The organism is Pantoea sp. Seng (assembly GCF_009829935.1).
GTDB classification, from domain to species: Bacteria; Pseudomonadota; Gammaproteobacteria; order Enterobacterales; family Enterobacteriaceae; genus Pantoea; species Pantoea communis.
In genome coordinates this window covers 89,748-110,707 of the sequence record NZ_SZZV01000013.1, presented here as the reverse complement: position 1 = coordinate 110,707, position 20,960 = coordinate 89,748, and the positions used below count along the sequence as shown (strand labels likewise).

The 20,960-nt window shown below is 52.0% G+C and carries 19 protein-coding genes; 9 read left to right on the top strand and 10 right to left on the bottom strand.

The features are described 5' to 3' along the window. Nucleotides 1-72: 72 nt before the first annotated feature. The gene (locus FD737_RS14950) at nucleotides 73-762 is read right to left on the bottom strand and encodes a type 1 glutamine amidotransferase domain-containing protein (RefSeq protein WP_160833877.1); all 690 of its coding nucleotides are present in this window, start codon (nucleotides 760-762) and stop codon (nucleotides 73-75) included. A gap of 13 nt (nucleotides 763-775) precedes the next feature. Further along, entirely contained in the window at nucleotides 776-2,194 is a 1,419-nt protein-coding gene (locus tag FD737_RS14945) for a coniferyl aldehyde dehydrogenase (protein ID WP_160833876.1), read from the bottom strand. A gap of 104 nt (nucleotides 2,195-2,298) precedes the next feature. Between FD737_RS14945 and FD737_RS14940 the strand changes: the two genes are divergently transcribed. Continuing rightward, nucleotides 2,299-3,189: a LysR family transcriptional regulator gene (locus FD737_RS14940; RefSeq protein ID WP_097119153.1), complete on the top strand. Its 891-nt coding sequence runs from the start codon at nucleotides 2,299-2,301 to the stop codon at nucleotides 3,187-3,189. On the opposite strand, the gene FD737_RS14935 is transcribed toward FD737_RS14940, so the two are convergent. From FD737_RS14935 to FD737_RS14915, 5 genes are all read right to left on the bottom strand, one after another. After that, a complete protein-coding gene (locus FD737_RS14935) occupies nucleotides 3,186-3,932 on the bottom strand; it encodes a Fic family protein (RefSeq protein ID WP_160833875.1) in 747 nt (248 codons plus the stop codon). The two genes, FD737_RS14940 and FD737_RS14935, sit on opposite strands and share 4 nt — an antisense overlap. After that, nucleotides 3,929-4,192: a hypothetical protein gene (locus FD737_RS14930; protein WP_058961386.1), complete on the bottom strand. Its 264-nt coding sequence runs from the start codon at nucleotides 4,190-4,192 to the stop codon at nucleotides 3,929-3,931. The genes FD737_RS14935 and FD737_RS14930 overlap by 4 nt, the downstream gene beginning before the upstream one ends. A 130-nt stretch (nucleotides 4,193-4,322) precedes the next feature. Next, nucleotides 4,323-5,969: a malate dehydrogenase (quinone) gene (mqo, locus tag FD737_RS14925; RefSeq protein WP_034823997.1), complete on the bottom strand. Its 1,647-nt coding sequence runs from the start codon at nucleotides 5,967-5,969 to the stop codon at nucleotides 4,323-4,325. 306 nt (nucleotides 5,970-6,275) lie between these two features. After that, nucleotides 6,276-7,664 (bottom strand): APC family permease, encoded by a 1,389-nt coding sequence (locus FD737_RS14920; RefSeq protein ID WP_097119155.1) that lies wholly within the window; start codon nucleotides 7,662-7,664, stop codon nucleotides 6,276-6,278. Nucleotides 7,665-7,813: 149 nt separating this feature from the next. Continuing rightward, nucleotides 7,814-8,644, bottom strand: a complete 831-nt coding sequence (locus tag FD737_RS14915) for a helix-turn-helix domain-containing protein (protein WP_034823993.1) — start codon at nucleotides 8,642-8,644, stop codon at nucleotides 7,814-7,816. Nucleotides 8,645-8,875: 231 nt separating this feature from the next. Between FD737_RS14915 and FD737_RS14910 the strand changes: the two genes are divergently transcribed. The 7 genes from FD737_RS14910 to FD737_RS14880 all read left to right on the top strand — a co-directional run bounded on the left by FD737_RS14910 (nucleotide 8,876) and on the right by FD737_RS14880 (nucleotide 15,873). Continuing rightward, the gene (locus FD737_RS14910; protein WP_160833874.1) at nucleotides 8,876-10,015 is read left to right on the top strand and encodes a tyramine oxidase subunit B; all 1,140 of its coding nucleotides are present in this window, start codon (nucleotides 8,876-8,878) and stop codon (nucleotides 10,013-10,015) included. 25 nt (nucleotides 10,016-10,040) lie between these two features. Then, entirely contained in the window at nucleotides 10,041-10,463 is a 423-nt protein-coding gene (locus tag FD737_RS14905; protein WP_160833873.1) for a RidA family protein, read from the top strand. A 16-nt stretch (nucleotides 10,464-10,479) separates the two neighbouring features. Then, entirely contained in the window at nucleotides 10,480-11,775 is a 1,296-nt protein-coding gene (locus FD737_RS14900) for an FAD-binding oxidoreductase (RefSeq protein ID WP_160833872.1), read from the top strand. A gap of 147 nt (nucleotides 11,776-11,922) precedes the next feature. Next, the gene (gene leuC, locus FD737_RS14895; RefSeq protein WP_097119159.1) at nucleotides 11,923-13,344 is read left to right on the top strand and encodes a 3-isopropylmalate dehydratase large subunit; all 1,422 of its coding nucleotides are present in this window, start codon (nucleotides 11,923-11,925) and stop codon (nucleotides 13,342-13,344) included. A gap of 1 nt (nucleotide 13,345) precedes the next feature. Next, the gene (gene leuD, locus FD737_RS14890; protein ID WP_160833871.1) at nucleotides 13,346-13,972 is read left to right on the top strand and encodes a 3-isopropylmalate dehydratase small subunit; all 627 of its coding nucleotides are present in this window, start codon (nucleotides 13,346-13,348) and stop codon (nucleotides 13,970-13,972) included. Further along, the gene (locus FD737_RS14885; protein WP_160833870.1) at nucleotides 13,969-14,883 is read left to right on the top strand and encodes an alpha/beta fold hydrolase; all 915 of its coding nucleotides are present in this window, start codon (nucleotides 13,969-13,971) and stop codon (nucleotides 14,881-14,883) included. The genes leuD and FD737_RS14885 overlap by 4 nt, the downstream gene beginning before the upstream one ends. A 30-nt stretch (nucleotides 14,884-14,913) precedes the next feature. Continuing rightward, entirely contained in the window at nucleotides 14,914-15,873 is a 960-nt protein-coding gene (locus FD737_RS14880) for a LysR family transcriptional regulator (protein WP_160833869.1), read from the top strand. 25 nt (nucleotides 15,874-15,898) lie between these two features. Here the strand turns inward: FD737_RS14880 and FD737_RS14875 are convergent, their stop codons facing one another. Both FD737_RS14875 and kup read right to left on the bottom strand, forming a co-directional pair. After that, nucleotides 15,899-16,204, bottom strand: coding sequence for a DUF1471 domain-containing protein (locus FD737_RS14875; protein ID WP_045815559.1), 306 nt, complete (start codon nucleotides 16,202-16,204; stop codon nucleotides 15,899-15,901). Nucleotides 16,205-16,483: 279 nt separating this feature from the next. Next, entirely contained in the window at nucleotides 16,484-18,352 is a 1,869-nt protein-coding gene (gene kup, locus FD737_RS14870; protein WP_160833868.1) for a low affinity potassium transporter Kup, read from the bottom strand. Between the two features lie 355 nt (nucleotides 18,353-18,707). Between kup and FD737_RS14865 the strand changes: the two genes are divergently transcribed. Then, nucleotides 18,708-19,817, top strand: coding sequence for an SDR family oxidoreductase (locus FD737_RS14865; RefSeq protein WP_160833867.1), 1,110 nt, complete (start codon nucleotides 18,708-18,710; stop codon nucleotides 19,815-19,817). Between the two features lie 46 nt (nucleotides 19,818-19,863). Here the strand turns inward: FD737_RS14865 and FD737_RS14860 are convergent, their stop codons facing one another. After that, nucleotides 19,864-20,664, bottom strand: coding sequence for a MetQ/NlpA family ABC transporter substrate-binding protein (locus tag FD737_RS14860; protein ID WP_160833866.1), 801 nt, complete (start codon nucleotides 20,662-20,664; stop codon nucleotides 19,864-19,866). Nucleotides 20,665-20,960: the final 296 nt, after the last annotated feature.

The window sequence follows — 20,960 nt, the reverse complement described above, 5'->3', positions numbered from 1 at the left end:
AAAATTCATTAATGGGAGGGTTAATAAGACGAGGGCGCATCACCGCCAGAGCAGTGATGCGCTTTAACGCGATTAAGGCTGTTGTGCTGCCAGTTGCAGCAGCAGCGCTTTCGCCACATCTTCTGAGCTGGCCGGATTTTGCCCGGTGATCAACTGACCGTCTTGTACGACAAACGGTGCCCAGTCCGTGCCTTTTTGATAATGCGCGCCCAGTTTGATGAACTCATCCTCAATCAGGAAAGGCACCACGTCGGTCAGCTCAACGGCTGCTTCTTCGCTATTGGTAAAGCCGGTGACCTGCTTACCCTGAATTAACGGGGTGCCGCTCGCAGCTTTCACATGGCGCAATGCGCCAGGTGCATGGCAGACAAAACCCATCGGCTTACCCGCACGATCGAAAGATTCGATCAACTGGATGGAGTCTGCTGACTCCGCCAGATCCCACAGTGGACCGTGGCCGCCAGGATAAAAGACCGTATCGAAATCCTGCTGATCAATGCTTGCCAACTTCACGGTATTGGCCAGCGCCTGCTGTGCCGCCGCATCAGATTTGAAACGTTCGGTCATAGCAGTCTGAAATTCAGGTAAATCACTTTTTGGATCCAGCGGCGGTTGTCCACCCGCCGGAGAAGCCAACACCACTTCGGCACCCGCATCTTTAAACACGAAGTAGGGTGCGGCGAACTCTTCCAGCCAGAACCCGGTTTTTTTGCCGGTGTTGCCCAACGCGTCATGTGATGTCAAAACCATCAAAATTTTCATTGTCTGTCCTCGATTAATGTTGGTTATTCAGTAATGCAGTCAATGCTGCGCTTTTGTCCTGATAGGGCGCACGCAGCCGTAAATTTGTGGTGCCCGCCTCATCCTGGATCACAATCGGCTTGGCGTGACTGAAACGACGGAATCCGTGAATCCCGTGATACGCGCCGATACCGGATGCGCCCACGCCACCAAATGGCAGGCTGTCGAGAGAAGCATGGGTCATGACATCATTTATCACCAGTGCGCCAGAAGTGGTGTGCTGAGCCATCAGCTTTTGACGCTGTTTATCATGGCCAAAATAGTAAGCGGCCAGTGGACGTGGATGCGCATTGATATAGCGAATCGCTTCCTCTACCTCTCCGCTGTAGCTTTTGACTGGCAGCAGCGGGCCAAAAATCTCTTCCTGCATGACTGCCATCTCTTCGGAGACATTGAGGATCAAATGCGGCGCGATTTTGCGGCTTTGGGCATCAAAGTCCGGCTCGCCCGCAGGGGCCAGGCTAACGATCCTGGCACCTTTAGCTCGGGCATCTTCGATCAGATCGATCAATCGCTGATAATGACGAGCACTGATTATGGCGGTGTAATCCTTGTTGCTTTGCAGCGTTGGGTACGTCTGATGCATGAACTGCTGTGACGCGGTGATAAATTCCGCTTCAGCGGCATACGGAAGTAATAGGTAATCCGGTGATATACAAATTTGACCGGCGTTAAAGGTTTTTATGGTCAGGGTTCGGGCTGCCGCCATTGCCACATCCGCATCTGCGTCGATCACCACCGGCGACTTTCCACCCAGTTCCAGCGTAACAGGCACCAGATTCTCTGCCGCTGCACGCATCACATGCTTACCGACGGCGGTGCTGCCGGTGAAGATCAGATGGTCGAATGGCAGAGCGCTAAACGCTTGTCCCACGCTGGCGTCACCCAGAACCACGCTGAGTTCATCGGCGGCGAAGTAACGCGGCACTAACTCCGCCAGTAATGCGGAGGTGTGGGGTGTCAGCTCAGAGGGTTTTAGCATCGCAGTGTTGCCCGCAGCAAACACACCGGCCAGCGGGCCAAATGCCAGGTTAATCGGGAAGTTCCATGGGCTGATAATGCCGACTACGCCTAAGGGTTGTTGTTCGATGCGCGCCTGCATATCCGCAACCGGGACTTCGGCGATCTCCGGCTGCATCCACTGCTCCAGATGCTCCGCGGAGTGCTGCAACATACTGATAGTGGTCATCAGGTCGGCCGCCTGGGTTTGATAGGCACTGCGATGACCAAAATCGGCGCTGATAGCCGCAGTAAACGCGGCATGATTCTCGCGAATTAATGCCACGCTGCGTAATAAGCGATCGCGGCGAAGTTCGGCGCTAGCAGGTTCGTTCTGCAGATGAGCCTGTTTCATTGTGTGCAGCAAATGCAGTAATTCTTGCTGAAGTGACATGATTTTTTCCCGTGCGTTTCAAGATGTGGGCAGCTTACTCGCGCTGGTGTTTGACGGCTAACAAGGCTATTTTGGCAGGGGTATAAAATAATTTATGGGGCACTATGTCACTTGTTCGCTTACGAACGTTTATGGAAGTGTATCGCCAGCGCTCAATTTCCGGTGCGGCGCGCGCACTGAATCTGACGCAGCCTGCGGTTTCGCAACACATTAGCGGCCTGGAAGTCGCAGTGGGTCGACCGCTGTTTGAACGTCAGGCCCATGGCGTAATGCCGACGGCCGCTGCCGACGATTTGGCCGCTGATATAGGCAACTCTCTGGATACCGCAGAGTCTGCTTTATCATCGGCGCGTGCCCGATCGATGGATGTGAGTGGAACGTTGCAGATCATTGGACATGCTGATTTTATGGCGGAGAAATTATCGGCTGAATTGCTGCCTCTGCTTGAAAGCGGCATTCGCGTGCATATGCACAGCGGTGATGGTCCGCTCGTTGCGCAGATGGTGATTGAAGGGCACTGTGATCTTGGCGTGACGGCACATCCGGTGACCGATCCACGTTTAAAGGCTGAAGTGATTTTTCAGGACCGTGTGGTTGCAGTGGCTGCACCGGCCGTGGCGGCTCGCTTACACAACAGTGCAGATTTTTCTGCGGATTTGATTAAAGAACCTTTGCTGGCTTATGACCTAAAACTCTCTTTGATTGATCATTGGCTGGATAAAAATCGCATTAAATACCAGACGCTGTTACCTGCGGTAGTTGGGCAGGATTTACGTGGTTTGCGAAGTTTACTCTGCGGCGGATTTGGCTGGTCGGTGATGCCAGCATTTTTATGCCAGGCGCAAATCGCGCAAGGGGAGTTGGTGATGCTGGACGCGCCGGTGGGGGATACGGAAATTCGTTATCACCTTATCTGGTTACCCAGCGCTCTGCGCCAACCGCGTATTGCCCATGCAAGACAGGCACTGGTTTGGGGGATGAATAACAGCCATTAAGATTTATTATCTAAAGGTTGTGACTGGTAGCTTTTATAATGTTTCCTGACTAGCGGATCGTCAATGTCGCTATAATTGATTTGCCCTTTATCCAATCCATCCAGGCCTTTAATACTACCGATGGTTAAAGGCCATTCGTCCCTGCTATGAATCTCGATAATGAACGGTTGGAGATAATGATCCAGATGTCCTTTCCCAGGTTCACGAATTTCTCTGCTCAATGTGCGAAGGTAATCATCTTTTTTTGTTTTAGACCAGTCGACAGAAAAACCTGCACGGAAGCTTAATTCCATGAAAGTTAGCAAAATTGTACGTCCGTTACCATCGAGGAAAGGGTGAGCAAAAGCCAACTGCCCCATCACTTCTCCTGGCTTTTGACGAAATTTGTCCCTGTCACTGGCAAGCTTTAACGCATACTCCACTGCAAGCTGAATAAGATGTGGATATTCAAATACCGTAATGTGTTCGTCTTCACGCGTGCCTTTAAAGATCGATAGGTGAGGAACTAACTCGTTTCGGTCTTTTCCTGCCCAGTGATAGAAGTCACCGAAAAGAATTTCGTGAACTTTAAGTATGGAAGAATATTTTACGTGTTTTCGCGTTGATAGGTACAGCAGCGCATCTTCCAGACTCAGTTCGAATGAAAGATGTTCAGAAGCTTTAACTTCATCAGGATCTTTTAAATTTAAGGCATTCTGTAAATAACCCGCTGTTTCATAGTCGCCGAAAGGATCAAAAATCATGCAGAAAAATTCTGTTTAATTTGTCTTTTCTCACGCAGATAGTCGCCTTGCATCTCCAGCGTTTCTGCCTTGGTTAAAATGCCTTTTTTCTTCAGATTAACCAGAAGTTGTTCGATGACATCAAGTTCTACGATGTCATCGGCCAGGCGAGTAATTGCAACAGCCATGCGACTCATACCATCACGGTCAGCCGTTACGTGGTGAACTTTAGCCAGTTCACGTACCTGATTAGCAACACTTAATGATGCAGATTTATTCATGTCTTTGCCTCATTCAATGATACCCAATTTTAGCACGCAGAAGGTTGAGTGTCTGCTATGCGATTTGACCTTATTCCAGACACAAAAAAGCCGGACATTGTCCGGCTTTCTTCATTAGCGCGAAGGAGAATTACAGCGCCATATCCTGCTTAGCGGATTCTGCACGAGGCTTAGCCTGCGTAGGGGCAACGGACTGATCACCCATGTTGATGACCGGTGGTTTAGTCAACTGCAGCGTGGCTGCGGTGTTGTCCCAGACCTGCTGAGTCAGTGCGGTGTTACCGTTCAGTTTCTGGCCGAAGCTTGGAATGATGCCGCGGATCTTCTCTTGCCACTCAGGAGAAGCGAACTGCTCCGGGAACAACTTCTTCATCACGTCGAGGGTGATTGGCGCAGCAGTTGAAGCACCTGGTGATGCACCCAACAGGGCCGCCACGGTTTTCTGCTGATCGGTCACGATTTCGGTGCCGAGTTTCAGCACGCCGCCTTTATCCGCATCTTTCTTGATGATCTGTACGCGTTGACCCGCCTGGATCAGTTTCCAGTCTTCTTTACGTGCGTTCGGGTAGTACTCTTTCAGCGCGGCAAAACGATCGTCGTCGTTCAGCATCACCTGACCAATCAGGTACTTCACCAGGTCAAAGTTATCGATACCCACGTGAGTCATCGGCATGATGTTGCTGGTGGTGGTAGCGCTTAACAGATCGAACAGTGAGCCATTTTTCAGGTATTTGGTGGAGAAGGTCGCGAACGGCCCAAACAGCACTACGCGTTTACCGTCCAGATTACGGGCATCGATGTGTGGAACAGACATCGGTGGCGCACCGACTGAAGCCTGGCCGTAGACTTTTTCCAGGTGACGGCTGGTCACTTCTGGATTCTCAGTCATCAGGAACGAACCCCCGACCGGGAAGCCGCCGTAGTTATCCGCTTCAGGAATACCGGTTTTCTGCAGCAGTTTGATGGCCGCGCCGCCTGCACCGATAAACACATATTTCGCGTCAACCGAACGGTTCTCACCGCTCTTCACATCTTTGATGGTGACGTGCCATGAATTATCGCTGTTACGTTTGAAATCAGTAACTTCTGAAGAGGTTTCTAATTTGAAGTTCTGATCTTTCTTCAGGCTGCCAATCAACTGACGGGTGATTTCACCGTAGTTAACGTCAGTACCGACTGGCGTCCAGGTGGCTGCCACCTTCTGATTAGGATCGCGACCTTCCATCACCAGCGGAGCCCACTGCTCAATCTGCTTGTGATCGGTTGAGAACTTCATGCCCTGGAACAGGGTGGTTTTCTGCAGTGCATCGTAACGCTTAGTCAGATACTCAACGTTTTTATCGCCCCAGACAAAGCTCATGTGTGGGGTGGAGTTGATGAATGAACGCGGGTCATGCATTACGCCGCGCTGTACCTGAGAGGTCCAGAACTGACGGGAAATCATGAAAGCTTCGTTAATTTCCAGCGCCTTGCTCACGTCGATTGAACCGTCTGCACGCTCTGGCGTGTAGTTCAGTTCCATGTTCGCAGAGTGACCGGTACCGGCGTTGTTCCAGCCGTTAGACGATTCCAGTGCGACGCCATCCAGACGCTCAACCATCAGTTGCTTCCAGCCTGGTTGCAGTTCCTGTAGCCAGGTTCCCAGTGAGGCGCTCATGACGCCGCCGCCAATCAACAGAACATCGGTTTTTTCTGGTGCGTTTTCAGCGTGGACCACTGAAGAAACAAGCAGCGCTGCCAGTGAAAGGGCAGACACGATTTTTTTAGAGTGAGTCATTCTGATCCTGATCTTTGTACTTTGCAGGTGAACGTTAAAATTTCGGTTTGCAAATTAAAAGATTGTTACGAAAAGATTAACTTGTTTTTAGTTAATAAAGTATTGGTGTTAATTACTTAACTTACATAAAACCAATATTGCGGGAATTTAAGCAATGAATGCGAAAGGTAGGGAGATATATCCGTGAGTACTGCGCGGTTATTCTTTATAGCGAGCATCGCGACTTAGGTCAAATAAAACACCATAACGCCAGGTTAAATATTTACTCGCTAACTGGGTGCGCATGGCTGCGCACCACGACGATGACTAAGCGCGAGCTTTAAAATTGCGTTTCAGCGACATACCGTATCCCATCAAGGCGCAGCCAGCAATGAACCAGGGAATCATCTTCACCACGCTGGAATCACTGCCGCTTAAGGATTGCAGATTATTAACCACCAAAATAATCGTCACGCTCATGCACACCATTGACAGTAACGGTGCCCAGAATACGGTGAATGGATTTTCGCTATTCTCCATCCGACGGAAGAACAGTATCACGGCAGCGGAAACGCCCAGTTGTAAAATCAAAATACACAGTGTGGCGACGGCAGAACCGATAGCGAAGATGTGCACCATCGGGTCCAATCCCGCGCTGCCCATACCTGCCAGTAGCATCAGCATGATCACGCTGTGAACGTGGCTGGCATTATGTGGCGTGCCGTTAGTGGGATGAGTTTTGCACAACTCTTTCCAGATCAGACCATCGCGGCTAATGCTAAACAAATACCGTGAAATATTGTTATGAAACGCCAGCGCCGCTGCAAATAAACTGGTGATCAGCAATACCGACATGGTTTCTACAGCCCACTGTCCAACGTATTGCCGGGTAATGTTAAACACGAAGTTGCCGGGATCTTTACTGGCAATCGCGACAATCTGATCAAAACCGTATGCCTGCACCAGTGACCAACTGGTGAAACAGAAAAATGCCGTGATCAGTAACAAGGCACAAACTGTGGCACGCGGCACAGTTTTATGTGGGGCACGGCACTCTTCCGCATATATGGCGGTAGATTCAAAACCGATAAAAGCGGCGATGGTGAAAATAAAGGCGATGCCAAGGTTGCCCTGCATAAACACCGACGGCTCGAACGATTGGAAGCTGTAAGGACCGACTTTTTTGATTAACAGCATCACGTCGGTGAGTAACACAATAGCCACTTCCGCCAGCATTAATATGCCGAGTAATTTTCCACCGACTTCGACGCGTTTAATGCTCAATACCCAGCATACCAGCACAAATAGCATGCTCAATGCCCACCAGGGAATATGGGCTGAAAAGTGCTCTTCAATAAATAACTGCGTGAAGAATCCCAGCATTGCCACGATGGCAATCTGAATAGAGATATACGCCATTAACGCTAATACTGACGCGGAAGCGCCCCAGTTTTCGCCGATTCCTTTAGAGATATAGGTATAAAAGGCCCCCGCATTATTGACATGACGGCTCATGGCAATAAAGCCCACGGCGAATAACATCAAAATAATACACGAGAGAATATAAAACACCGGAATGCCACCGCCGTTGCCAGAAATAATCGCCACCGGCAAGCCGCCCACCACGCCTGTCAGCGGCGAGGCTGCCGCGACGACAAAAAAGACCAGAGAAAACAAACCCAACGTATTTTTGCGTAAGCCGGAATCCTTATTCATCGCCAAAGCCCTCAACCGCTAAGAGAAAGTTCTCAGGCAATCTGTGCCGCCTGAGGCCGGTAACATAGCGGCATCATTTCTCAGCTGAGCATCTGGCGGATAGAAAAAATCGGACAGCGTCACAGTGCAACGCTGCACCCTTTTAGTGCTCAGTGGAAACGCAAACGATGGAAATAGGCATCATGCGAAATACGCCGCTGATAATCACAGGGCGTGGTGCTGACAAACTTTTTAAACTCGCGCAGGAAGTGCGACTGATCGCTAAATCCAAGATCAAAGGCCAGATCGCTAAACGATACTTCCTGCTGTAAGTGAATGCTGCCCAGCGCCGACTGGCAGCGCAAAATGCGGCTAAAAGCCTTGGGTGACATCCCGGTATCCTGGCGAAACTGGCGCTGGATAGTGCGGCAGGTGTAGCCGGTCAGCGCTTCCAGTTGATCAATGCGAATGTTGCCTTTCTGCTGGCGCATGGTGTGGATGATCAAGGATGTGACGGCGGAAGCTTTGCGCACCAGGCGCGGCGTGAAACTGGCGTTGAACAAAGCAATCTGCCGCGAAAAATCGCGCGTCTGCACGATCTGTTCAAAGGCTAACCGTGCATCCGGCACCACATCGAGGAAATTAAACTCACGATCGGGAATCTCTTCTGCCATCACATCGAGGAAATCAGGAATGATGCCCGGTGCGAAGCGCACACCAAAATAGTGGTGGTTATGCTGCATATCGGCACCGCGCGCTTCCAGCGTGGTGCCACACACGCGTGCTGCAGGCCGCTGCGCATCGCAATCAAACACTATATCCACGCAGCCGTCGGGAATCGCCAGCGTCATGCTGGCACTCTGCGCCACATCAAAACTGTAGAAATGGGAAATAGCCGGGTTGTCTGACGCAATCAGCGAATAATGCTGCGCGGCGTTCAGCACAAACCATGGCTGCTCGGGTTGAAATCCACTGTGGCGATAGAGAGGCAATTGTGTCATGGCGGGCTCCGCTGCGGGCTATTTACTGTCTGTGTGATGCAAGGGCTGTGCCACGCACGAATTTCGTCATGTCGCAAATATTCAATACAGCTCGACAACTGACGCGCTATTTCTATTTCACCCAGCGAAGACCATCGACACCTAAGACGGTTTTAGCCAGTGAAATCGCTAGTTATGGCAGCGCTCGCCACGGCGGGAAATAGACCAAAAGACTGATTGATGAGGCGACTTATGAGTGATTCAACCCGGATTGATTTTATTTACCTGTCGGAGCAAGACATGATTCGTGCGGGCGTGACCGATATGGCCGCCTGTGTCGATACCATGGAAGAGATGTTTGGCCTGTTGTATCACGGCGACTATCGCATGGCCGGATCCAACAATGATTCACACGGCGCGATGGTGACCTTCCCGGAAAATTCGCCGTTCCCGACGATGCCAAAACCCACTGCCGATCGCCGCATGATGGCGATGCCTGCCTACCTTGGCGGCAATTTCGGCACGGCTGGGGTCAAGTGGTATGGCTCCAACATCGCCAACCGTGAGAAAGGGCTGCCGCGCTCGATTCTGATGTTCACCCTCAATGATGCGGATACCGGCGCGCCGCTGGCGCATATGTCAGCCAATCTGCTGTCGGCGTATCGCACCGGGGCGGTGCCGGGCGTCGGCGCACGTCATCTGGCGCGAAAGGATTCTCGCGTGATCGGTTTGCTCGGACCGGGCGTGATGGGAAAAACCGCTGTTGCGGCATTTATTGCTGTTTGCCCACACATCGACACCATCAAAGTCAAAGGACGCGGCCAGCGCAGCCTCGATAACTTCATTACCTGGGTGCAGGAGACCTATCCACAAATTAAGCAGATAGAAATTGTCGACTCACTGGAAGCGGTAGTGCGCGATAGTGACATTGTCACTTATTGCAGCTCAGGTGAAGTCGGTGATCCCGCCACTTATCCGCTGGTTAAACGTGAATGGGTGAAAGCTGGCGCGTTCCTCGCCATGCCTGCGCTGTGCAATATCGATGAAGGAATGGAGCAGTCGGATGTGCGTAAGGTGCTGGATAACACCGGACTCTATCATGCCTGGTTTGATGAAGTTCCCAAGCCTGCGCATCGCTGCGTGCCGATTATCGGTGTGCGCTTTATGGATATGGTCGCTGAAGGGCAGCTGCAGGCGGAGCAGCTGGAAGATATTGGCAAAATTGTCGCCGGCGAGGCGCCTGGCCGCCAAAACGATAGCGAAATCATCATCATGTCTGTCGGTGGTATGCCGGTGGAAGATGTGGCCTGGGGCACGGTGTTGTATCGCAACGCACTGGAAAAAGGCATTGGCGTCAAACTCAACCTGTGGGAATCACCGGTTTTAAGCTAAATCATTCATTAATAGAGAAAACATCATGACCAATATCATTAAAGTAAAAACCGGTTCGAAATTTGAAGAGCAGGCGAGTTATTCGCGCATCGTGGCCGTGGATAACTGGATTTATGTCTCCAACACTGCCGGTCGCAACCCACAAACCAAAGAAATTCCCGAAGACCTGCGCGAGCAGACTTTGCAGGTGTTTGCCAATATCGAAGCCGCACTGGCAGCCATCGATGCCTCATTACAGGATGTGGTGTGCTCGCGCGTGTTTATTCAGAATCCGGCGGATGTACCTGCAGTGATGCCGATCATTGGTGAGAAGTTCCGCGGAATTAATCCCGCCTCGACAGTGACTTGCCCGCCGCTGGGATCGACCGTTTATAAAGTTGAACTGGAAGTTACGGCCTATCGCGGGGCCGGTAACGCTCAGGTTCAGGAAATTACCGTAGCCCTGTAAGGGTGGGAGACGCGCTATGGCACCTGTTATTTCTCCGGTTACGCCTTCGCCAACGTTGCCGGATGCCACCACGGTGGTCGTTATTGGCGGCGGGATTGTAGGGTTGACCGCCGCACTGACGCTGGCGGAGCGCAATATTCCCGTCGTGGTGTTGGAAAAGGGGCGGATTGCGGGCGAACAGTCTTCCCGCAATCTCGGCTGGATCCGTAAAACCAGCCGTGCGCTGGAGGATATCCCGCTGGCGCAGGCCGCTGACCGCTTGTGGGCGGGGATGGCCGCGCGGGTTGGCAGTGACGTGGGATATCGTCAGGCTGGCATTATGTTTGTGGCACGCAACGAGCAGCAGATGTCACTGCATGAAAAATGGTTAAGCGGGGTTAGTGCCGCTGGCCTGGATACGCGCTTGCTCAGCCACGCACAAATTGCAGCACAAGTGCCAGGCGGTGCGGAGAAATGGGCAGGCGGGATTTATACTGCTTCCGACGGGCGAGCCGAACCCACGCTGGCGGCCAGCGCGATGGCGAATGCCGCCATCGCCAGGGGGGCGATTATCATGGATCACTGTGCGGTGCGTGGCCTGGTCACCAGCAACGGCAAGGTCAGTGGTGTGATGACCGAACGCGGTGAGATTCGTTGTGACCAGGTGTTGCTGGCGGCAGGTGCCTGGTCGCGTCGTTTCCTTGGCAATCACGGTATTAATCTGCCGACGCTGCCGCTGATTTGTTCGGTGATGCGCACTAAACCGCTGGAAGGCCCGGCCAATTTAGCGGTGGGCGCTCCTGACTTCTCATTCCGAAAACACCAGGACGGTGGCTTTATCATCACTCAACGCGGTGCGCTGGATGCGCCAATAACGCTTGATCATCTATTGATCGGCACACGTTATATGCCTCAGCTACGGCAGGCGCGTGACAACCTGCGGATTTCGCTGGGCAAATACTTTGTGAAGGATCTTGCACTGGCACGTCGCTGGCGCAACGATCGGCGTTCACCCTTTGAGCAGGTCCGCACGCTGGACCCTCTTGCCAATCCGGCACTGAACCAGGAAGCGATGCGCAACCTTCGCGCGGCGTGGCCGGTGTTCCAGCAGGCGGAGATGGCGGAGTCATGGGCTGGCGTGATAGATGTTACCCCGGATTCGAACCCGGTGATTGGCCCAGTGGCTTCGATACCTGGGCTAACTTTGGCGACGGGCTTTTCAGGGCATGGTTTCGGTACATCACCCGCAGCCGGGCAGTTAGCCGCAGATTTGGTGACCGGGCATACGCCGCTTATCGATCCCGCACCTTATCGCTTCGAACGCTTGCAGTAGCATCATACTTCTATCGGCGGCTGTGAGGTCGCCCATTAAACACACTTCATAAACCATCACTTCACGTACTGTGTTCATAGTCTTAACCACAACTGTATTACCCTAGAGTCTCTAATGACTTGTTGATACTTTTATGTGGGCAATCGCATGGCTAACAAAACACTGTATGAAAAACTGATCGACCAGCATGTGGTACGTCAGTTAGACGATGAAGGGCATGTGTTGCTCTATATTGATCGATCAATACTCAACGAATACACCAGCCCGCAGGCCTTTAGCGGGCTGCGTGAACATCATCGCCCGGTACGTCGTCCGGCGACTATCTTACTCAATGTCGATCACGTAAATCCCACGCGTCCTGAGCGTGACGATGCGATGACCGATGCCGGCGGGCAGCTGCAGGTGGATTACTTCCGTCAAAATGCCGCCCATTTTGGCATCGAACTGTTTGATGTCATGGACCCGCGCCAGGGCATCGAGCATGTGGTTGCGCATGAGCAGGGACTGGTCATGCCCGGTATGGTGATCGCCGCCGGTGACAGCCACACCACCACCTATGGCGCATTTGGTGCGTTGGGTTTCGGCATCGGAACGTCAGAAATTGAACATCTTCTCGCTACGCAAACTCTGATTTATCGCACGCTGAAAACCATGCGCGTCACGGTAACGGGTGAGCTGCCTTATGGCTGTTCGGCTAAAGACATCATTCTGGCGTTGATTGAAGATATTGGCGCCTCAGGGGCAACCGGTTATGCCATCGAGTTTGACGGCCCGGCGATTGACGCGCTGAGTATGGAAGGGCGCATGACGCTGTGCAATATGGCTGTCGAGGCCGGTGCACGCGGAGCGATTATTGCGCCAGATGAGAAGGTATTCGCCTACATCCAGGGCAAACCGCAAATGCCAACGGGTGCATTGTGGGAGCAGGCAAAGGCCGAATGGATGACTTTGCGCAGTGATGACGGGGCCAAATTCGACCGTGCGATTGAGCTGGATTGCAGCGACCTTGAACCTAAAGTGACCTGGGGCATCAGCCCGGATCAGACCTGTGCTATTGGCGGCTGTGTACCTGATCCGCAATACGAACCCGATTTGATTAAACAGCAGGCAATACAAGCCGCACTGAAATATATGGGGCTGGAACCTGGCATGCGCCTGTCTGACATCGCCATCACCCATGCGTTTATTGGCTCCTGTACCAACGGCAGAATCGAAGATTTGCGCGCTGCAGCAGCGGTGATTGGCGAGCGCAAAATCGCCCGACACGTGCGCGGGATCATCGTGCCAGGCTCCACACAGGTGCGTCAGCAAGCAGAGGCTGAAGGCTTAGCCGACATTTTTATCAATGCAGGTTTTGAGTGGCGGCAGTCGGGGTGCTCAATGTGCCTGGCAATGAATGAAGATGTCCTGGAACCCGGCGATCGCTGTGCTTCAGGAACCAACCGCAATTTTGCGGGCCGCCAGGGTGCAGGAGCACGAACCCATTTAATGAGCCCGGCGATGGTCGCCGCCGCTGCGGTGGCCGGTCATCTGGTCGATGTACGCAACTTCACGACAGTAGAGGTTTAATATGGACGCTTTTCACAGCATGACCGGACGCATTGCCCATTTACCGGCGGCCAACATTGATACGGATGTGATCATGCCAAAGCAGTTTCTGAAAGGCATCGATCGCCAGGGTTTGGATCGGGGCGTGTTCTTTGACCTGCGATTTTTGCCCGACGGCAGTGCGAATCCCGCGTTTATCCTCAACCAGCCTGCCGGAAAGAACGCGGCATTCTTGCTGGTAGGACCCAACTTTGGCTGTGGTTCCAGTCGCGAACATGCGGTGTGGGGACTCAATCAGCTGGGCATTCGCGCCATCATCGGCACCAGTTTTGCCGGCATCTTTGACGATAACTGCCAGCGCAACGGCGTATTGACGCTAACGCTAAGTGAGGAGGCGTATCAGCAGCTCAGCGCTGCTACCGCTGATGCAGAACACAACCAGATTACGGTTTCTCTGGAAGATAAGACCCTCACCTTCAATCAGCAGGTGTTGCATTTTGAGGTCAGCGCGCTCAAACGTGAGATGTTAATGGGTGGCGGCAGCGCGGTAGACTGGACGCTCCAATACGAGACTGACATTACGCAGTTTGAACATCGGCACTTTGCTCAGCGCCCCTGGCTGCAGCGGGTTAAAGGACCAACAGCATGAGTGATATCAAGGATTGCGGCGCATCGCCGTTTATCGACGGATTTGCCTTGAAAGCGGTCACGCTGAGCAACGGTATCACACTACGCGTGGCAATCGGGGGCGAAGGACCGCCGTTGCTGATGCTGCACGGGCATCCACAAAATCATCTGGCGTGGCGTAAAATCGCTCCGCAGCTGGCGCAAAAATACCAGGTGATCCTGCCTGATCTGCGCGGCTACGACGACAGCGACAAACCCGCCAGCGACGAACGCCATCTGGCCTATTCAAAACGCGCCATGGCTGAAGATATCAGCCAGTTGATTGATGCACTGGGTCTTTCGCGTGTCGCGTTTGTCGGACACGATCGCGGTGCCCGGGTTGGACATCGTCTGGCGCTTGACCATCCGGAGAAAGTGGCTTGCGGCACTTTCGTCGATATCGCCCCGACTGCCACCATGTATGCGCAGACCGATAAGGCGTTTGCTACGCGCTATTTTTGGTGGTTCTTTCTTATCCAGCCTTACCCACTGCCGGAGACGATGATCGGCCACGATCCGGCCTTCTTCCTGCGAAAACATATTGACGGTCAGCTCAAGACAGCGGGGGCGACTTCAGAAGCGGTATTCAATGATTATTTGCGCTGCTATCAGCAACCCGAGATGATCCACGCCGTCTGCGAAGATTACCGCGCGGCCGCCACGTTGGATTTAGAGCACGATGCAGAGGACAGCGACAAACGCATCGTTTGTCCGCTTCAATTGCTGTGGGGGGAAAAGGGCACGGTCGGTCAGCTATACGATGTGGTTGAAACCTGGCAGGAGAAGGCCATTAATGTGCAGGGTAAGGCACTGCCTTGTGGGCATTCCCCACAGGAAGAAGTCCCGGCGGTATTTTTAGCACAGCTTCAGGGCTTTCTCGATTCTGTGTTATAACCGCTCGATGTTGGCTAACTGCGTAATAGTATGAAGCTCTTGCTTGCCGGGAAAAACGTTCAGAAACCGCTACAGGGCTGGCCCTCTGTCGAAGACCTCTATGTGTTTATCAGCGTGGCGCGTCATGGTGGTTTTGGTCGCGCTGCCGTGGAGCTGGGCCAGTCTCCATCGTATATCAGCAAACGTATCGCCATTCTTGAGAAACAGCTCGACACCCGGCTTTTCTTCCGCACCAATCGGGTGATGCGCCTGACGCCAGAAGGTGAGAAAGCGCTGGAGGGGGCGCTGCTAGTGGTACAGGAAATGGATGCGTTTCTGAATAATTTTCAGCAGTGGCGCGGCGAATTAACCGGTGAGTTGACCGTTGGCTGTTCGCTGGGATTTGGTCAGGCGTATTTATCTGATGCCATTTCAGCCTTTATTTCTCAGCATCCATCTTTAAATATCAAACTCATTTTAAGCGATCGTGAGATTGATTTGATGCAATCCGGCACCGATGTGGATATACAGGTTGGCGATAATCTGAATCACTCTTACATCGCGCGTAAACTGGCCGTTAATCGGCGTATTCTTTGCGCATCCCCTGAATATTTAGCGCGCGCTGGGGCGGTCAATTCGCTGGATGAATTAATTGACCACAGCTGCCTTATCATCAATGAAAAGAACAATTCATTCGGCAATTGGGCGCTGACTGACGGTAAGCAACAGGTATTGTGCCGACTGAATAGCCGTTATTCGTCAAACAGTGGCAAGGTCATTTTAAACTGGGCGTTGAAGTCACACGGGATTGCGCTCCGCTCGGCATGGGATGTAACGCCTTATCTCAGCACGGGCGAATTGGTCCATGTTTTACCGCAGTGGTATCAGCAGGCGAATATCTGGGCGGTGTATACGCAACGGACATCGGAATCGCCGCGCATGAAAGTGTTTATTGATTTTCTCGCCGAATACTTTGCAGATAAAAGCCTGTCACAAGAGTTGCAGGCTTAAATGCAACAGCGAAGGGGGGTTAACATTAGCCGTACGCCACTTTGCTATTGATATGGTACAGGGTTGCGGTAGCCGCCATTACATGCTGACCATCGTGGCCCGGCTCATGGGATTCAACATCAGTGATGTGATAACCCACGGCCCCTGCAGCGAGCGTTTTTTTCACAATCGCATCAGTCAGTTCTTCCATCGAAGTGGCCCAGCTCACGGAAGTAAAGCCCACAGGATGAATCGATGATAATTCACGATGGGTCAAATCCGCACGGACTAAAACGGGTTTAACATTTTGCGGTGTGAAAATAGAGATAACGTCATTAATAAGTTCTTTCATGGTCTTACTCCTCAAAATAACTGCTGAGCCGATTTCGAAGCTATGCATTTTATTGTTGATGGTGATTTTATACATTCCGACAGTTGCGCACGGCAGGTAATGAGTGCCGGTAGGCTTAATAAACACCTTTTGAGGTTATGCGTTTTAGCTTTAATTGCTAATTAGTTGTTAAGAAAAGTTCAGCCACAACTCCGTTAAACTTTCGGGAATATTCTTTCATCTGGTTACATTTGTGGCAGGGCAATAAGTTGAATGAGGCGTCATGCACGCCCCATTTTGTTAAAACTCGCGTTGTCCACCCAGTTCGATAACGCGATTGGGTGGAATATTAAATTGCTCATGCGCACGCAGCGCATTGCGTTGGCAGAAGTGAAAGATGCCGCCTTTTATTCTTGCCAGTCCGCGGCGTTTTTTCATCACCAGGGTGTCGTGTGAGGTAAAGAAAGACGCTTCATTCAGCGTGCAGCCAAAACCTTCCAGTCCGCACAGGTGTAAAACCTCCGCCATTGAAGGGACTTCTCGCCAGCCGTATGCCGCGGTTACCTGCCAAAAGGACGGCGAAAGTTGGGTGATGGTGATGCGCTTCTGATTGTGCACGCGCGGCGTATCTGTCGTGCGGATGTTCAGCAACACCACGCGCTTATGCAGCACCCGGTTATGCTTGAGGTTATGCAGCAGCGCCTGTGGAATCTCAAACTCTTTACGCGCCAGGAAGATGGCAGTACCCGGTACACGACTGGGCGGATTGGTTTCCAGTGATTTCACCAGCGCCTGCAGGCTTTCCGGATCGTTGTTCAATTTTTTGATTAACCGATTACGCTCGGTGCTCCAGATCAGCATCAACCCCATCATGGTCAGCGCCATCAGTACCGGAACCCAACCACCTGACAGCAGTTTCATCAGGTTCGCCGCAAACAGCGGCACGTCAATGCTCAGCATACATAGCAGGAAAATCCCCGCCAGCGGCAGTGGCCATTTCCAGTTACGCAGCGCCACCACGCCGGCCAGACAGGCGGTGATCACCATAGTGCCGGTCACCACGATACCGTAAGCGGAGGAGAGGGCCGAGGACTGACGGAATGCCAGCACAATCACCGTTACCGCAACAAACAGCAGCCAGTTCACCACGGGAATGTAGATTTGGCCAGATTCAGTATGCGAGGTGAACACAATACGCATGGGTGGCAGAAACCCCTGACGAATCGCTTGATGCGTCAGGGTGTAAACGCCGGTAATCACCGACTGGGCTGCGATCACCGTGGCGAGCGTTGACAGCACTATCAGGGGAATTTGCCCCCAGCCCGGCGCGAGGTTGAAGAACGGGTTATTGATCGTCTTCGCATCCGCAATCACCAGTGCACCCTGGCCAAAGTAATTGAGCACCAGGGCAGGCATGGCAATCACCAGCCACGCCAGGCGGATCGGCGCTTTGCCGAGATGTCCCATATCCGCATACAGCGCCTCGGCACCGGTAACGGCCAGTACCACCATACCCATCGCGGCAAAGGCGAGCGCTTCATGAGTCAGCAAAAAGGTCAGCGCGTAGCTGGGATTCAGAGCCTGCAAGACCGTGGGGTTGAGCGCAATCCCGCGAATACCCAGTAAACCAATCGAGACGAACCAAACAAACATCACCGGCCCAAATACTTTACTGACTTTTTCCGTACCGTGTTTCTGGATGAAGAACAACAGCGTGAGTATGAGTACCGCCAGTGGGACCACGTATTTGTCGAGTTGGGGTGATACCACCTCAATCCCTTCAATGGCGGAGAGCACCGAAATCGCCGGCGTGATGATGCCATCACCGTAAAAGAAGGCGCCACCCGTCAAACCGGCCAGAATAATGATGTGACCAATCTTCGGACCGACGTTACGACGCGCCAGTGACATCAGCGTTAAAATACCGCCTTCACCATCATGGTCGGCACGCATGACAAAGCAGACATATTTCAGGGTAACGATCAGGGTTAACGCCCAGAAAATCAGTGACAGAAAACCCATCACGGCAGTGGTTGAGATTGATCCATCCGGTAAGATCGACAGGCACTCTTTCAGGGTGTAAAGCGGGCTGGTACCGATATCACCAAACACGATCCCTGCGGCGGCCAACATGCCAGCAGGCAGAGACTGTTTCTCGGTCTGACTCATATATTTCCTGTTTCTTATCAGCGTGGAACGGCGATGGCTGTGTCTATGACGGCGAACATACCTGTTTACCCGAACGGTTAATAGCGGGTGGTGGTTTTGTGACCTGCATTTTTACGCCTGGCAGCGAAATTTTTACGACATTTTTATATCGCGGCGGTTTTTTAATCTCAGAATAGACGAACGGTGAGAAATAAAATGACGGATGGTTATCAGAGATAAACGAAAGCTAACTGGACCGCTTTTTCCCTCACCTTGTGCAGATCGCATTTATCCGCCATTTATCTGCGCTGGCATACATTCGAAGCCACGCTCAATGGACCGTTTTCGTCCAGAAACCAACTGATAGCTGAATACTATGAATACGATTTTAATTACTGGCGCAACCGGATTTTTAGGCGGAGCAGTAACGGTTAACTTATTGAAGAAAAGCGAGAATAATCGACTGTTACTGCTGGTGCGCGGTGATTCACCCACCGAAGGACTGAGTCGGTTGCAATCCAATCTGGCTAAATTTGGCGTGGCACAAAATCTGTTGGAGTCACTGACCACAGATAACATTCTTATTGGCGATCTCGCGGAACCAGAGCGGTTTACTGCCGACCCGCGTCTGGATAGCGTTACACATGTGCTCAACTGTGCGGCTGTGGCTTCGTTTGGGGCGAATCCTTACATCTGGAAAGTTAACGTTGAAGGAACTTTCACCTTCGCCAGTCGTATGAATCAGGTCAGCGGACTTAAGCGCTTTATTCATGTCGGAACGGCAATGTCTTGTGCGCCGGAAGCTAACACCCTGGTGACCGAGAGCAAACTGAATACGCTGCGCGATCAGCACATTGTTGAGTACACCTGGAGTAAAGCCACGGTGGAAAAAATGATGAGCGAGATGTTACCCGAACTGCCGCTGGTTATTGCGCGTCCCTCTATTGTTGTGGGCCATTCCGATCATGGCTGCACGCCATCGCCGAGTATTTTCTGGGTGTTCCGCATGGCACTGACATTGGGTAAGTTTATGTGTGAGCTGGACGATCGTATTGATGTGGTGCCTGTGGATTATTGTGCAGATGCGCTGGAGCTGTTGTTGACCGCTGAAAACGTCGATAAAAGCATTATTCACATTTCGGCGGGGCTCAACAGCAGTGTCACCTTCGCGGAGATTGATAAAGCGATGGCGAAAGCCTCAGGCAATGTGCCCGTGGGCGAGAGTTATCAGAAAGTGAATTATCGCGAACTGGCCGAAAGTAAGAAAAACTTCGCGTCGTTATTTGGGCCGTGCAATGAGCGGATTGTATTGCGCGCCATGAATCTTTACGGCCATTTCTCCAAACTCAACGTGGTGTTCTGCAATGAGAAGTTGCTGGAGTTAGGCATGCCGCCCTCCTCGAAATTTACTGATTACCTGCACCGCTGCGTGACCTCGACACAGGATTCAACCATCGCTGAATTGATGGCAGTGGATTTTAAGTAATAAAAAGCCGCGCAACACGCCTGTTGCGCGGCTTTTTTAGCGGCTATTACCAACCCTTGATAATGTCGCCTTTGTAAATCTCGTTTGCTTTATCCAGTACTTCTTGCGACTGGAAAGCCTCTTTCAGCTTCTGCACATTTGCGCTGTCTTTGTTATCCTCGCGCGCCACAATCGCATTCACATACGGCGACGCTTTGCCTTCCATAAACATGCCATCCTTCGACGCGGAGAGGTTAACCAGCGCGGCAAAGTTGTTATTGATGATGGAGATATACACCTGCGGATCGTCGAGAGTGCGGGCCAGTTGCGGGGTATCGACTTCAACGATTTTAAGCTTCTTCGGATTATCCGTGATATCCAGCGTGGTTGGCAGCAAGCCCGCTTCGGGTTTCACTTTGATCAGTCCCTGAGCTTGCAACAGCAACAGGCTGCGACCGAGAGTGGTTGCTTCGTTAGAGATGGTAATGGTCGCGCCATCTGGCAGTGCATCGAGCGCTTTGATCTTGCGGGAATAGCCGGCAATCGGGAACACAAACGTGTTGGTGACCACGGCGAACTTATAGCCACGCTCTTTCGACTGCATCTCCAGATAAGGCAGGCTCTGGAAGGCGTTGGCATCGACATCTTTATTGAACAGGGCTTCGTTCGGTTGTACATAATCGTTAAATGCCACCACATCGACATCCAGATGATATTTATCATGAGCGACCTGTTTAACGGTCTGCCAGAGCGCTTCGTCAGGACCGGTGTTAATGGCGACTTTGATGGCATTGTCTTTGTTGTTGTCGCAGGCGCTCAGCAGTGAAACTGCAGCGGCGAGAAGGGTGGTAACGAGTAATTTGTTCATAGTACGAGTCCCTGAGTAACGTAGGAGACGGACTATAATATACGTCTGGACGTCTGTACATCCGTGAATGGTTCGTTCGTCGAAATTTCGTCCGGTCTAAAAAGCACCGATGTATAGCAAATAATAATTAATATCGGTGAGTGACGTTGTGCGTTGTTGATATATTCAGCAAGCAATCATCAAGAAAAACCACAGTTTTACGTTTCGCTTTAAGGGTAAATTGCACTCTTCAGAGCTGAGATCGATCTCATTAATCAGAGAATCTGCGGGTTTTAAAGCGGGTGGCCGCAATCCTT